This window comes from Streptomyces sp. NPDC091682, assembly GCF_044756625.1.
In the GTDB taxonomy this organism is placed as follows: Bacteria; Actinomycetota; Actinomycetes; order Streptomycetales; family Streptomycetaceae; genus Streptomyces.
This window is the reverse complement of the sequence record NZ_JBIVTH010000019.1, coordinates 17,895-32,286: the sequence shown is the minus strand read 5'-3', so window position 1 is coordinate 32,286 and position 14,392 is coordinate 17,895. Positions and strand designations below refer to the sequence as shown.

The following is a 14,392-nucleotide window of genomic DNA, read 5'->3' as shown; positions in this document are numbered from 1 at the left end:
CTCGACGGCGAGAAGGCGGCCCCGACACCAAACGCCATGCTCGTTGGGCCAGACCGCTGGGGGCCGGTTCAGGCCGAGGCATCCCTGCGCGGGGCAGCACACAGGGCCGCGATGACGACGGCGTCCACTACGATCAGCGTGATGGCCCAGAACAGATACCAGGGCAACCACGCGAAGTTGGCGAGCATCGACAGACCCACCACGACGACGCCGACGACCCGGGCCCACGTAGCCCCTTTGAACAGGGCGACGCCCGCCAGCGTCATGACGATTCCGAGGATGAGGTGCAGCCAGCCCCAGCCCGCGAGGTTCCACTGGAAGGTGAAATTCCGAGTGGAAGCGAAAACATCATCCTGAGCGATGGCGGCTATTCCTTCGAATATCGCCATTATACCGCCGAAGATCATCATGATCGCGGCGAATGCTACCCAACCGGATACGGCGATTTCACCACCTGCGGCGGTGCGCTGAGTTCCTGCACTATGCGAGGCCATTGAGAATCCTCCTGGGCTTCAGGTCCCCCGAAATGGCTCAGTTGACGGGACACGCACTTCCAGCCTGCCATGAGTACCATCGGCCGGCAGTTCGAGGTGCGGGCGTTTCGGGAAACACGCCGCCCGGATGCACCGGAAGCAAAGCAGTGGAACGATACAAATCCCGGAATTTCTCGAATTGGGGCCGCTGACCCGGGACAGCCGCACTCGCCGGCCGCGACCTGCGCCGGGAGGAGTTCTACTGCCGCACCGGACCTTGGCCCGGCACGGACTCCGCCCTCCTGGCCCTGGACCGGGCCGGCGGCGAGCCCGTCCGCCCATACGTATGGGCTCGCCCGGGCGAGCCCATACGTATCGACATCGAAAAGCCGGCCTCGCCGTGTATCAGCGGTCCCGCTCCGACAGCCAGCGCAGTTCGATCTCGAGCCATTGGCTTTCGTCATGGCAGGCGTCCAGAACCGTCACCATCCGGCGGCTCACGGCCTCGGCCGTGAGGGAGCGCCACCGGCAGCGCACAAGAGAATCGACCAGCAGATCGATCCGCTCGTCATGGCGGGGCACCGGTACCGGGTCCGTCGTTTCGGGGTCGTCGATCGCGGCGAGCGCGCGGCGGCTGACCATTTCGGGGGTGAGCCTTCGCCATTCGTACGGGCTGAGGACGTTGGCCACCGCGCACACACGGATATCTGTCAGGTATGCCAGGCGCAGCATTCGAGCCCTCCGCGGTGTGGGCGATTCCCGCAGACGGCCTCTTCGTCGACACGGGGCTCTCCCGCCCCTTGCATTGCATCAAAGGGGGGTGAATTACGCAGAGGGTACGCTCGTGGTCTGGCTTCTCGCTGTGTCGCCGCTCACAGAGGGGGCACGCAGTCGCGCGGGCGGAGCGTCCCTGGGGCTGGAGCCCGGAAGTCAGCCGCGGACGTGCGTGCGGACCGCGCGCAGGGCGTGGCGTTGGACCAGTCTGATGACCGGGCTGCTGACCCAGAGCAACGGGGTGACCAGGGGGGTCGGCTGGATCGCCATCGCCCAGGTGAGGCGTGAGCCGGAGGGCGTGGGCTCGACGGTCCAGTCCTCCGCCGCGTGGCGCAAGCCGGGACGAGACGCCTCGTAGACGCTGAAGCTGTAACGGCGCCCTTCGTCCCAGCGGAAGAAGCGTTCTCTTGCGGTGAAGAACTTCAGCAAGGTGACATCACGTACCGCGCCGACACCGAATGGGCGTGACGAGTTCCAGTTCAGGCCGGTGAATGCCCACACCCAGTCGACCAGCTGTTCGCCGGTCAGAATTTCCCATATCCGCTCGGCCGATGCTGTGGTTTCTACCGAGGATTCGTAGCGAAAGGGCGCCGAGATGAGGAAGCTGTCTCCGATTTCGGCGAGCGGATGCCAGTGGCGAGCCATCAGGCGCATCCTTCCCCCGGCAGTTCGGATCGAGGCAGGCGCGTAGCGGGCAGTCATGCCGCTGCGCGAGAATGCGACTGCATCAACGCGTGTTCCTGGCGGCATTGGGAGGGCGCGGGTTATGCCGCATTATTTTGCTTCAGGTCTTCAAGGACCACCCATTCATCGGATTTCGTGTACATGGAGCCTTGCAGGACGAAGGCGCCCAGTACGGCATTGCACGGCAGGAGTCGGCCGATCGGATCCTCTTCGGACGGGTAGATCTCCATGCTGGCGGCGTCGCCGGCGTAGACGTCCGCCTGCGTGATGTGCCACGGGGTGCCTACGAGCTGGAGCACCTCGGCTCCGGCGTGGCCGTTCGGTCCCGGCCCGACGCCCGGGAAGCGCTTCAACGCCACTGTCGGCAGAACGTAGTCCTGAGGTTCTCCCGTCGAAGGGGGCAGCGGCAGCAACAGATTGTAGGGATAGGGTAGTTCGTCCGTTCTGTCGGCCGGCAACGGTACCGAGAACAGCTTGGTGCCCTTGGTGACGCTGGAGGAGGCCAGATCATTGAAGTTGGGATCCACGGTCTTCGTCTGGATCGAGCCGCGAGACATTTGGCTCAGGAAGAGATTTCCGTAGTTGCGCATCGTGATCCGGGCCATCTTCTTGGGGTAGCCGCCCAGTTCGCGCCCGGCCAGCAAGGCCGCGTCGTTGTCCACGTAGATAGCTGGGACGTACCCGTAGGGGCGGCCTTGATGGAGGACCGAGATCGAGATGATCACCTCCATGTAGGGACCGAGGTCACATTCACGATATTTGGCGAACACGAGGTTCGCCGACGCCATGCCGGGCAAGGCTGGAATTGCAATGAGTTCCAGTTCTTGTGGGATCAGTGCGGCCGCCTTTTCAGCGTCGGTCGCAAAGGCTACCGACACGTAGTCCATGGCCTTGTAGCCGGCCATTGCCGCGTCGTAGGTCTGACCCCAGTGAGGCATCGTTTTCGTCGTGTACTCCTCCGGTGGCAGAGTACCCTTCAGGCCAGGCTCGATAGCAGGCGTAGTCATTTTCTCTTCCCTTGGATTGCGACGCTGCACGGAAGGCGGGATTTGGCGAATCCCTGAATGCCGTGCCTGTAATCGCCTCGATCGGCCGTTTGATCAGGCACCGGAATTTCGCACCTGGGCAGCCATTGACGAGCATTCGGAAGGTCCAGTGGCGGCCATCTTCTGATGCACCTACCATAATTATGGTGCTCCACGCGCGGCAGGCCAGCAACTGGACCTCCACGTCGACCACAGGGCCGCATAAGCACATCCTCACGCGGGTTCGCGTCACTGAAATTCTGACTTCTGAGCCCCGCAAACGGTTCTTCGGGGTGCGACGAGTCGCCGGTGGCGCGGTCCCGAAACGGCTCAAGGGGTATCCGACAGCCCGTGTAGAACCCCTGCTGTGGCAGCCGAACTGTGGTGGACACCGCCGGAGCCGGAAGCGGCCGGCGTGACTGCGCCCGCCCGCCGCTCCGTGCACATCGGCCCAGCTGCCGAACCGTCCGCACGGGTCGGCAGGAAGGAAGGACAGGCACGATGCCAGTGAACGAGTACAAGCCGGGGAGCGCCTTCTCCGGAGTGATCGGGCGGACCACGGACGTCTCCAGCCCGGCATGGCCCGAGCCGCCGGGGGCGGTGCCGGGATCCCCCAACGTGCTGACGATCGTGCTCGACGACACGGGCTACGGACAGCTGGGCTGCTACGGAAGTCCGATGCAGACGCCTCGCCTCGACGGTCTGGCCGCGGGCGGACTGCTGTACAACAACATGCACACCACGGCACTGTGCTCGCCGTCGCGTTCGTGCATCATCACCGGTCGCAATCACCATTCCAACGCGATGGCGGCGATCACGGAGCTGGCCACCGGCTACCCCGGTTACAACGGCAACATCCCGTTCGAGAACGGGTTCCTGTCCGAAATGCTGCTGGAGCACGGATACAACACGTACATGCTCGGCAAGTGGCACCTCATGCCCTCGGCCCAGGAGTCACCCGCAGGACCCTACAACCGCTGGCCGCTGGGCCGCGGCTTCGAGCGGTTCTACGGATTCCTCGGCGGCGACACCAACCAGTGGTATCCGGAACTCGTGTACGACAACCACCAGGTCGAGCCCCCCGCCTCGCCGGAACAGGGCTACCACTTCACCCCGGACCTGACGGACAAGGCGAAGCTCTTCATCTCCGACGCCAAGCAGGTCGCTCCCGACAAGCCGTTCTTCCTCCACTTCTGCCCCGGCGCCACCCACGCGCCGCACCACGTGCCGCGGGAATGGGCCGATCGCTACCGGGGGCAGTTCGACGACGGCTGGGACGCCTACCGTGAGGTGACCTTCGCCAACCAGAAGCGGCTCGGTGTCGTACCCGGCGACGCCGTTCTCTCGCGCCACGACCCGGACGTCCCCGAATGGGAGTCCCTGTCCCCCGACGCCCGCCGTCTCGCCGCGCGCATGATGGAGGTCTTCGCCGGCTTCCTGTCCCACACCGACCACGAGATCGGTCGGCTGCTGGACTTCCTCCAGGAGATCGGCGAACTGGACAACACGCTGATCATGGTCGTCTCCGACAACGGGGCGAGCGCCGAGGGCGGCGTCACCGGGACGGCCAACGAAGCGCAGTTCTTCAACAACGCTCCCGAACCGCTGGAGGAGAGCCTGAAGGCGATCGACGACCTCGGCGGTCCGACCACGTTCAACCACTACCCCTGGGGCTGGACCTGGGCGGGCAACACGCCGTTCCGACGCTGGAAGCGGGAGACCTACCGCGGCGGCGCCAGCGACCCGTTCCTCGTTCACTGGCCTGCCGGCATCAAGGCACGAGGGGAGGTGCGCACCCAGTACGCACACCTCGTGGACATGGTGCCCACCGTGCTCGACGTCCTCGGCATCGAACCGCCGGACACCATCAAGGGCGTCACCCAGTCCCCCCTGCACGGTGTCAGCTTCGCCCACACCTTCGACAACCCTGCCGCACCGAGCCTCCACCGTACGCAGTACTTCGAGATGCTCGGGCACCGTGCCATCGACCACGACGGCTGGCGCGCCGTATGTCCCTGGCCGGGCCCGTCGTTCACCGAGGCGAAGCAGCCGTTCGGGACGCCCATCAGCTCGGAGAAGCTGTCCGAACTGGACGCCACAGCCTGGGAGCTCTACCACATCGACGAGGACTTCGCGGAGACCCGTGACATCTCCTCGGACCACCACGCCAAGACCATCGAGCTGATCTCCCTGTGGTACGTGGAGGCCGGAAAGTACAAAGTGCTGCCGATCGACGGGAGCGTACTGACACGAATGGCAACGGAACGTCCGCAGATCGGCAAGGAGCGGACCAGCTACACGTTCCGGCCCGGCACCCAGTCGCTGCCGCCCTCCGTCGCTCCCAGGGTCCTCAACCGTCCGCACAGCATCACCGCCGATGTGGAGATCCCCGCCGACGGCGCCGAAGGCGTACTGATGAGCCAGGGGTCGATGGCCGGCGGCTGGAGCTTCTACATCAAGGACGGCAAGCTGACGTACGTTCACAACTACGTCTCGCGGGCCCTTTACACGGTGTCCTCGACGGACCAGGTACCCGCGGGCCGGCATGAACTGCGCTTCGAGTTCGAACCGACGGGCAAGCCCGACCTCGCCTCCGGCAAGGGCGCACCGGGGCGGGCCGAGCTCTACATCGACCGTCGCCTGGTCGCGGTGGCCGAGTTCCCGGTGACCACGCCCGTCATGTTCAACCCGGGCGGGATGACCTGCGGTGCCAACCCCGGCCAGCCGGTGACCTCCGACTACCCGTCACCCTTCCGGTTCACCGGCGAACTCCACACCGTGACCATCGACCTGTCGGGCGAACTCATCACCGATGCGGACAGCGAGATGCGCATGCACATGGCCCGGCAGTGAACCAGGGGCATGCCGCGTGACCGATGGCTCCGCATCAGCCGGAGAAGGGCGGCACTACGACTGACGGCCGAGTCGGCGCCGCTGATGGGGAGAACGCGTCACCGGCTCCTGGTGTGCGGGCCGCGCCCGACTCCATGTCAACTGGTGAGCTGATAGATGCTGTTGCCCACCAGCCAAAGGCCGATGAGCAGCGAGATCGCGACGATCGCCTGATCCTGATGGTCCTCCATCCAGGCCCGCAGCCGGCCGAGCCTGTCCTGTGCCGCCTGCGGGGCGAACGTCGCGTAGAGCTCCATCGAGAGCAGGCTGGCGGTGGCCAGCAGGCAGAACCCGAACAGGGTGAGGACCGTGGTGGCCTCGGACATGTCGGCGTCGACGACGGTGGCGCAGCCCGCCGCGACCAGGCCCCACGGCTGGAGGAGGACAGCCAGCCCGGCGGCGGTCCAGTACGAGACCTCGTTCAGACGGGCGGCCCACGCCGGGGGCTTGCGGGTCCGGGTGCGGGGGCGCCGGAGCGAGCGGCGCTTGTGCTCCCCGTAGACGACCAGTCCGACGCCGATGGCGAGTTTGCCCGCGAGGGCAGCCGTCGACGGGGCGCTCTTGGGCGGAGGAGGGGTGCCGCCCGTCGCGAACACCACCAGGGCCAGGACGACGACCAGGCAGGCGAGCCAGGCAAGGATGAAGACCAACCCCTTGCGTACGCCGCGGTCGGCGGACAGCAGGAGGATGAACGCGGTCACGGGGATCGGATCCAGGGCGATGCCCAGGCCGATCAGGAGAAGGTCAAGAGCCATGTCGGCGACCACTCCGGAACGCCGGCGCCGCACCCGGTCCCCCGGCGCTGCCGTTCTCCCGGATCCGCCGGGCGAGGGTGTCGCCCGTCCCGCTCCGGCGCGACGCCCCGGTCTCCGGCCTGTCCTCCCAGGGGGCAGCCCTTCCCGCCTCTGAGGTCGCGCTCACCGGTACCTCCTGCCTTCCCGGCACAAGGGATGGCACCGCGCGCTCGTCCGGTGGCAGGCTCACCACTGCCTCCTGTGGTCGTCACGATCCTCGCCGAGGGCACAACCATCCCCGCTGAAACCCAGGAGAGCGGCGACGCCACGCGGCCTTTCACCCGTCCGCCCCTCCAGCCCAGTGGTGAGGCTCTTTCGAGGGACACCGGAAAAGGCCGGGCTGCGGCGCTCGTGGACTCGACGGACATCGTCCGCAACCACGTTGTTGATGCCTTCATGAGGGGGAGCGGTCGTGCACCATCCGGACCATACGCGTGCCCCTGGCGGCGAACTCCTGCAGCAGGGCGATCGCCTCGACGTCGCCGAGCAACCTTGCAACCGCCAGGGCGAGTGCCGTGCCGGAACCGCCGGCAAGGAGCAGTGCGGAGGACGGGTCGTCGTCGTCCTCCAGTGGCGGCTGGCCTCGCAACAGCGCACTTCGAGGGTCGGGTAGCGTTCGGAGAGCCGGCCTGCCAGTAAAGCTGCCCCCGGGATGGAGCAGCCCCGACCGGCCCCACGCGCTGCTCACCCCGACCGTCCTGCGGATGCTGCCAGTCGCGCTCCCGCCGGCCGGCACCGGGCTGCGCGCCGCCTCCGTGGCACACCTCGGTCGATTCTGTCGGAACGGCCGCACCGGTCTCAGATGCTGACCCGGCTACCCCGCGCGCAGGATCGGGAGGGGTCCTAGGGTTGGAGGAGGGGGAGACCGATGGTCTGCGGGCCTCCGCTCCTTCACGTCACTCCCGCGCGCTCGGGGCGGGCGCGACAACACCCCAGATACCCCGGAGGACATGCGCCATGTCCACTGCGTACGAAACCCCGGTTCTGGCAGAGGCCGAGATCGACGCCCGAGGCTGACGCAGACGGCCCACGGCGCCACTGGACACTGCGCGTAGTGCAGGGCGCCGTTCCCGTCTTGAGGACCGCAGGGTCAGGCAGGAGTGCATTGATGTCCGAAAGCGCAGCCACCGCGATGCGCGCGGTGCCCCACAGCACGCCCCAGGAACGCGCGGCCCAGGGCAAGGAGGCCCGGAGCCGCTCGCCGCGATCGTCGCACGCCGGCTACCGGCCGTCTCCGGACCGACCGGACCCATTGGCGATCCTTGAGGCACAGTCCGCGGCCCGGGTGCCCGAACTGGTCCCGATCCGCTACAGCAGGATGTCGGAGTCCCCGTTCCGGTTCTACCGGGGAGCCGCCGCGATCATGGCGTCCGACCTGGCCGGCAGCCCGGACTCGGGGATCACGGCCCAGCTGTGCGGGGACGCGCACCTGCTGAACTTCCGGCTGCTGGCCTCTCCTGAGCGGCAATTGATGTTTGACATCAACGACTTCGACGAAACGCTGCCCGGCCCCTGGGAATGGGACGTCAAACGACTGTCCACGAGTCTCGTCATCGCCGGCCGGGCGAACGGCTTCGACGACGGGGAGCGCGCACGCATCGTGAGCTCCACCGTGCGTTCGTACCGCGGGGCGATGCGCAACTTCGCCGGCATGGGCAACCTCGACGTCTGGTACTCGAAGATCGACGCGGACCGCCTGGAAGATCTCACCGCGGGTCAGCTCGGCAAGCGCGGACGGAAGAAGCTGGCCAATGCCATGGCGAAGGCCCGCACACACGACACCCTGCAGGTCTTCGACAAACTCACGGAGCTGGTCGACGGCCGGCCCAGGATCGCGGCGGACCCCCCGTTGCTGGTACCGCTCGCCGACCTGATGCCGGACGTCGAACGCAGCGAGCTGGAACATCAGTTCCGTCGGCTGATCCAGCGCTACGGCCTCACGATGGCAACCGACCGACGGGCACTCCTGGAGGACTACCAGCTGGCGGATGTGGCCCGCAAAGTGGTCGGCGTCGGCAGCGTCGGCACCCGCTGCTGGATCTTCCTGCTCCTCGGCCGCGACGGCCAGGACCCCCTCTTCCTCCAGGCCAAAGAAGCAGACACCTCCGTACTCGCCGAGCACGTCGGCGCGAGCCGGTTCCGCAACCAGGGCGAACGCGTGGTCTCGGGGCAGCGGTTGATGCAGGCGGCGAGCGACATCTTCCTCGGCTGGGAACGGGTGGACGGGATCGACGGCAAGCGGCGCGACTTCTACATCCGCCAGCTGCGCGACTGGAAGGGCATCGCCCTGCCGGAGACGATGCCGCCCGCACAGTTGGAGACGTTCGGCGAGATGTGCGGCATCACGCTGGCCCGTGCGCACGCCCGGTCGGGCGACCGGGTTGCGATCGCCGCGTACCTGGGCAGCGGCGAAGCCTTCGACCGGGCGCTCGCCGCCTTCGCCGAAGCCTACGCCGACCAGAACGAACGTGACCATCAAGCCCTGGTCGACGCAATACGCGCAGGCCGGCTCCCTGCGCAGGAACTCCCCACAGCTTGACCGTTGCGCCGTTGTCGGCGCCGGGCCGACGGGCATACACCGCCCGCTGACGCTGACATGCGGTGGCCCGGCTGCGGTGCCGATGTCACACGACCGTGGCGGAGCGGAACAGCTCGGCTGGTTCCCTCGCCCCGAGCTCGGAGCAGGCCGTCCGATCCGCACCCACATGGCGATGCATGGCAGGGGAGGCGAAAATGAGATTGACCGGATGAGAGTCACCCGATCAGCGGACAAGGTGGCGCCGGCAGACCGGTAGGCGGCGCTCCATCCTCAGCGGGCTCGAGGCAGGGCCGGCAAGGCAGCGGAGCGCGGCAGCGCGGAGACCGGCGAACTCATCGGAGACTCGGGAAGCCGGGGGCAAGCGGGACACCGCGATGTTCCCGCAGGTGCAGGTAGGAACACAGGTGATCGCTCATGTGTCGATGGCTCGCCTACTCGGGAACACCCTTGCTGCTCGACACCATCCTTTACAAACCGGCCCACTCGCTGATCGACCAGAGCCTGCACTCCAAACTGGGTGTCGAGACGACGAATGGCGATGGTTTCGGCGTCGGGTGGTACCCGGAGGGCAGCGACGGCACCCCGGCGCTCATGCGGGATGTCGGCCCCGCCTGGAACAACCGCAACCTGCGGGAGCTCGCGGACCACGTCACCTCCCCGTTGTTCTTCGCCCATATCCGGGCGTCGACGGGGACGGCGGTGCAGCAGACGAACTGTCACCCCTTCCGGCACGGCCGTTGGATGTGGATGCACAACGGGTCCGTCGCAGGCTTTCACGCGATGCGGCGGGACCTCACCCTGCTCGTGGACCCCGCGCTGTACTCCGAGATCGAGGGGACGACGGACTCGGAGACGATGTTCTACCTGGCGCTCACCTTCGGCCTGGAGGAGCACCCGCCGGGCGCCGTCGCCAGGATGGTGGGGCTGGTGGAACGCGTCGGCCGCGAGCACGGCGTGGAGTACCCGGTACAGATGACGGTCGCCGTCAGTGACGGGAACGCTGTGTGGGCCTTCCGCTACTCCAGCCAGGGCTCCTCACGGTCGCTCTTCTACAGCACCCGCGTGGACGCACTGCGCAAACTGCACCCCGACATGGCGTTCCTTCAGGAAGTGTCCGACGAGACCCGCCTGGTGGTGTCGGAACCCCTCGGCGATCTGCCGGGCGCCTGGCACGAGGTACCCGAGAGCAGCTACGGCGTCGTACGGGCCGGGGCCGACGCGTTGTGTCCCTTCACCCCGGAACCGGCGTGACGCTTCGCCCAGCACCACACAACCGGCCTTCAGCCCCGGCATGGCATGCCCCGTCACCGGCGGTTCGGTGGCGCTGGCCGCGCCGGCAACAACCACAAGGGCTACTCCGCCGCCGACGACGGCACGGGCATCACCGGCACCGTGACCGGCACCGGCGCTGGGGCGGGCAGCCGGGCGACGCGTCCGGCATCGGCCGGGTAAGTGCAGCTGCCGGAAGGCGCGGCCTGCCCGCTCCCGCCCGCGGGCTCGCCCGGCACACCACCGTTGACCGCCGTGCCTTCACGGGCTGGTGCCACAGGTGCGGTGAGCACCAGGTGACAGGCAGGCGCCGACGCACGCCGTAGTGCGCGTGTCTCCGTTCCACGCGCTCACCCGGACGGTCGGCGTCCGCTCTCGACAGACCGGGAAGCCCCCTGCACAGGCCGAACTCGCGCTTCGCGCGGCGCTTCGTGGCCAGGTCTCTACCGGTGCACGGTCCAGGGCACTCGGATCACCAGCGCGGGTGCCGTCCGCTACGAACACGACGGCCAGGGCCGGATCGTCCTACGCCAGAAGACCCGGCTCTCTCGGAAGCCCGACACCTGGCGCTACCAGCGGGACGCGGAGGACCGTCTCACCGCGGTGACGGGGCTCGTTCCTGCACCGAACCCGGCGACGTACGTCAACAACCCGCAGACGTGGAGCGACCCAAGAGGACTTTCACCGTGCCTCTTCCACAATCGGATGGAGGACCAACTGGCAGACGAGCTGGCAGACGCCGAACGTCTCGGAGTAGAGCCCATACGTGCTGGCGATGAAGGCTTCGATGACATGATCAACTCGGGGACGGTGAAGTGGGCGGTGACTGAGGAGGGAGAGCTGGTGTTCATCCCGAAGCACGTTCAAGGCACCGAGCTGAAGCACCCCGTGCTGACGAACGGGGCGCCTGTGCGTGCGGCGGGCGAGGCGGAATCCCCGTCCTCTGACCGTTCCCCTGATACGCAGGGCTGCCACGAGAGCGGGCGCCGGTTCCTCGGTTCTTCGCTGGAGGACCTGGAACGGCACCTGCTGACACCCGAAGCGAGGGCCTGTTCGCTGGAGCACTGGGAACAGTTGCGTGACTTCGCCGTCGGCGGCATGCAGTCCCCTGGTCTCTCAGACGAAACAAGGCTCCGCTGGGGTCGTCTCGCTCTCTCCGCAATCTCAAGAAAGGAGCGGAGCCATACGCCACAACAGGCGATCGCTGATTCTGCCTACGTGCGTGCCTACATGATCAGGGAGTTCGGGGTCAGTAACGCGGATGCGGCTCGGGACCTTCCCGCTCTCTGCTCAGAGATCATGCGGAACGTGGGAGTTTCACTGGAGGCAGGCGCGCGGCTCGCCAAAGGGTGGAAATCAGCACCGCGGGATCAGATGCTGCAACTACGCCGGATCAAGAACATGCTGACTCCGCTGCTTCCTCTCCGCGCACTCCTGGAAGGTGACGACCCTGCCTTCCAGGAGACGCGAGCCTGGCTGGAGCTCGTTCCCCGCCTTCCTTGAACGATGCTCGTCATCAGACATAGGGAACCGCCCGCCCGGAAGCGTCACGGGTACACATCGGCCGTCCGGGCCCATCGACCCCGGGAAACAGGTCCCCATCGCTGCCAAGTAGCTCCGGACCGCTCCTGCGTCGTGGAGTCGGTCGATGGCGTCAGCCAGTCCCGTCCTACTGCTGCCGGAATAGCGCTCTTTCCCCCTCAACGAAGGAGAGGAGGTTGCCACCGCCTTGCTCCACGCCCTCGCCACCCGATGGATGACTGCACCCGTGTCCCTGGCGGAATAGGGCCGGGCGGCGGCCTCAAGGAGGTCGGGCTACACGTGGCAGAGGCCGTCACGACGCACCGGCAAGCCCCTGCGCCAGCAACAATGCGCGACCGCCAGCTGCTGTGCCTCCGTGAGCAGCCCAAGGGGCTGATGCTGACTGATTGCTGACCAAATCCCCACCGTCACGCCGATGACCTGCGGAAACGCCCAGATGTCAGGTGTTGGACTTGAACATGGTACGAAGCAATGTGAGCTCCTAGAGGACGGCTCCCTGCCAGCTTTATGCAGGTCAAGGGCGTTCTGCACTCTACACCGGGAGGCGTCCGATCGGAGATCCTAAGGAAAATCGATTGCCTCTGGCGAGAAGGCTCCTGACCTGCACTTCCGTGGGCACCGGGCTGACGTGACGCTGCCGACCAGGCGTCGTATCAGACAGCCACTTCGGAATGTGGGGGCCGATGCTGACTAAATGCTGACTTTCTTGACGGCACGTCACGCAGATTGGGAGGGTTCAGGCCGACTCGCTTCCCCGAGGGCGCCTCAGACTTGTCCACCGTGATCAAGCGACTGGTCATCGCAAGGCAGGTCGCCCCTCTGCATCCGGGCCAGTTGCCCTACTGCCATGACGCAGCTCCACCAGCCCTTCGCTCGTCGCAGACGATACTGACTCAGTCGTCCCGGCCTCGAACTGGACCCGGCTCAGCCCCGCGAGCCCGCGCAGCGCCTGCCGGGCCGGACCGGCGCTTGCTGCCATGGCGCCGTCGATAGAGTCCGATCATGACGTACATAGTGACCCTCACCTCGGCCTAGATGGCCGAGAACGAATCCGACTGGCTCGTCACGGAACGCTTTACGAAAGGGCTTCCCAGGGCTCGACACATCAGACAACGGCACCCGGTTAGCGTTTCTGGTGTGCGACAACCGCACTTATCCCACGGGCAACAGTCGCAGGGAGCTCTCCGAACACGGCCGCTTCATCACCTGGGTCGGATCGGTTCAGCGCTTCAACACCGTGGGGCCTGTCGACAGCAGCATCACCATCGAGCCCATGCGCAGATGTCCGCGGCCGGTGCCTCTGGACGGTCCCGACGGGATCTTGGCCTCCTTTTCCTCGACGCATCGATCCCATGTGGAGCAGGCCCTCTCCGGAAGCGCGGGACACTGCGGCATGACAACCTGGCAGGCTCTCCAGGAAGCGCTCCTAAGGAAACATCCCGAGTTGGCCCAGTACATCGAGTGGCTTCTCGCCAATCTCAACCCGATCCGCTTCGACGTCGAAGACGCGGCGGACCGTGCGTGGCAGGAACAGAGAGACGCGGCTCAGTCCCTCACGCGGGTAACCGATTTCCCTCACTCCGCACTGTCGGCCTGGGGACGCCCCGCCTCACGGGACGCGCCGTACCTCGCGGGCCTCATCCCAGACCCTGTGGAGAACAGCCTCATCGACCACGACGTACGCGCCGGGCTGGGCAGCGAGGCTCTGCTTTTCGACGACTGGCGACGCCTCAGTGACGTGCGATGTGACATTCACGTCCTGGAAGACTCCACCGGACGCCGCCTCGAGGGCGTCAACGTCAATGCCACTCCGGTCGAGAGCCGACTAGGCACGGACATGATCTACTACCACCACCCCAGCCACAGCTTCGTCCTCGTCCAGTACAAACGACTAAGTCCCCGGACCAAGGAATACCGGGTGAACAAGCAACTCCTGGACCAGATGGACCGCTTGGACCGTGTTGCAAAGATCAGCTCCAAGCCTGCACGCTCCCACGAGTGGCGCCCCTCCCAGGACTCATGCTTCCTGAAGTTCGCACACTGGCGGGACTCGGCAGCCCCTACCTCCGAGCTGGCCCACGGCATGTACATTCCCGTCTCGTACGCCCGCATTCTCCTCAAAGACGACTGCACGCTCGGAAGTCAGGGTGGGCGCATCTTCAGCTACGAAAGGGTGGGCCGCTACCTCGTCGGCTCAGAGTTCGCGGATTTGGTGAAGCTCGGCTTGGTCTGAACTGTGCAAACCAGCGTCGAGCAGTTGCGGGACTTCGGGCTGCAGCGTGCCCGTGAGGGGTACAGCGTCGTGTTGGGGTTCGAAACGAGCGAGGAGACGCCCCGCGCACGGGCGACACGGGCCCGCAGCCGCAGCACGAAGAAGAGACCGAAGGTGAACTCATACGT

Annotated in this window: 11 protein-coding genes; 5 read left to right on the top strand and 6 right to left on the bottom strand. The window is 66.5% G+C overall.

Annotated features, from left to right (window positions below):
- Positions 1 to 68 precede the first annotated feature (68 nt).
- The 4 genes from ACIQK6_RS33520 to ACIQK6_RS33505 all read right to left on the bottom strand — a co-directional run bounded on the left by ACIQK6_RS33520 (position 69) and on the right by ACIQK6_RS33505 (position 2,836).
- Positions 69 to 494 carry a hypothetical protein gene (locus ACIQK6_RS33520; protein ID WP_402696375.1) on the bottom strand — a complete coding sequence of 142 codons (426 nt, stop codon included), beginning with the start codon at positions 492 to 494 and terminating at the stop codon, positions 69 to 71.
- A 384-nt stretch (positions 495 to 878) separates the two neighbouring features.
- Positions 879 to 1,205 carry a hypothetical protein gene (locus tag ACIQK6_RS33515; protein WP_402696374.1) on the bottom strand — a complete coding sequence of 109 codons (327 nt, stop codon included), beginning with the start codon at positions 1,203 to 1,205 and terminating at the stop codon, positions 879 to 881.
- 198 nt (positions 1,206 to 1,403) lie between these two features.
- Positions 1,404 to 1,892 carry an SRPBCC family protein gene (locus ACIQK6_RS33510; RefSeq protein ID WP_402696373.1) on the bottom strand — a complete coding sequence of 163 codons (489 nt, stop codon included), beginning with the start codon at positions 1,890 to 1,892 and terminating at the stop codon, positions 1,404 to 1,406.
- A 119-nt stretch (positions 1,893 to 2,011) separates the two neighbouring features.
- The gene (locus ACIQK6_RS33505; protein WP_402696371.1) at positions 2,012 to 2,836 is read right to left on the bottom strand and encodes an acetoacetate decarboxylase family protein; all 825 of its coding nucleotides are present in this window, start codon (positions 2,834 to 2,836) and stop codon (positions 2,012 to 2,014) included.
- Between the two features lie 621 nt (positions 2,837 to 3,457).
- Here ACIQK6_RS33505 and ACIQK6_RS33500 point away from each other — a divergent pair.
- Entirely contained in the window at positions 3,458 to 5,809 is a 2,352-nt protein-coding gene (locus ACIQK6_RS33500; RefSeq protein WP_402696370.1) for an arylsulfatase, read from the top strand.
- Between the two features lie 137 nt (positions 5,810 to 5,946).
- Here the strand turns inward: ACIQK6_RS33500 and ACIQK6_RS33495 are convergent, their stop codons facing one another.
- Together ACIQK6_RS33495 and ACIQK6_RS33490 are read right to left on the bottom strand one after the other, a co-directional pair.
- On the bottom strand, positions 5,947 to 6,603 hold the full coding sequence (locus ACIQK6_RS33495) for a GAP family protein (protein WP_402696368.1): 657 nt from the start codon (positions 6,601 to 6,603) through the stop codon (positions 5,947 to 5,949).
- A 433-nt stretch (positions 6,604 to 7,036) separates the two neighbouring features.
- Positions 7,037 to 7,231, bottom strand: coding sequence for a hypothetical protein (locus ACIQK6_RS33490; protein WP_402696367.1), 195 nt, complete (start codon positions 7,229 to 7,231; stop codon positions 7,037 to 7,039).
- Between the two features lie 519 nt (positions 7,232 to 7,750).
- Here ACIQK6_RS33490 and ACIQK6_RS33485 point away from each other — a divergent pair.
- From ACIQK6_RS33485 to ACIQK6_RS33470, 4 genes are all read left to right on the top strand, one after another.
- Entirely contained in the window at positions 7,751 to 9,181 is a 1,431-nt protein-coding gene (locus tag ACIQK6_RS33485; RefSeq protein WP_402696366.1) for a DUF2252 domain-containing protein, read from the top strand.
- A gap of 414 nt (positions 9,182 to 9,595) precedes the next feature.
- The gene (locus ACIQK6_RS33480) at positions 9,596 to 10,432 is read left to right on the top strand and encodes a class II glutamine amidotransferase (protein ID WP_402696364.1); all 837 of its coding nucleotides are present in this window, start codon (positions 9,596 to 9,598) and stop codon (positions 10,430 to 10,432) included.
- 723 nt (positions 10,433 to 11,155) lie between these two features.
- Positions 11,156 to 11,953, top strand: coding sequence for a hypothetical protein (locus tag ACIQK6_RS33475; protein WP_402696363.1), 798 nt, complete (start codon positions 11,156 to 11,158; stop codon positions 11,951 to 11,953).
- A gap of 1,174 nt (positions 11,954 to 13,127) precedes the next feature.
- A complete protein-coding gene (locus ACIQK6_RS33470; protein ID WP_329096992.1) occupies positions 13,128 to 14,225 on the top strand; it encodes a hypothetical protein in 1,098 nt (365 codons plus the stop codon).
- The last annotated feature ends 167 nt before the right edge of the window (positions 14,226 to 14,392 follow it).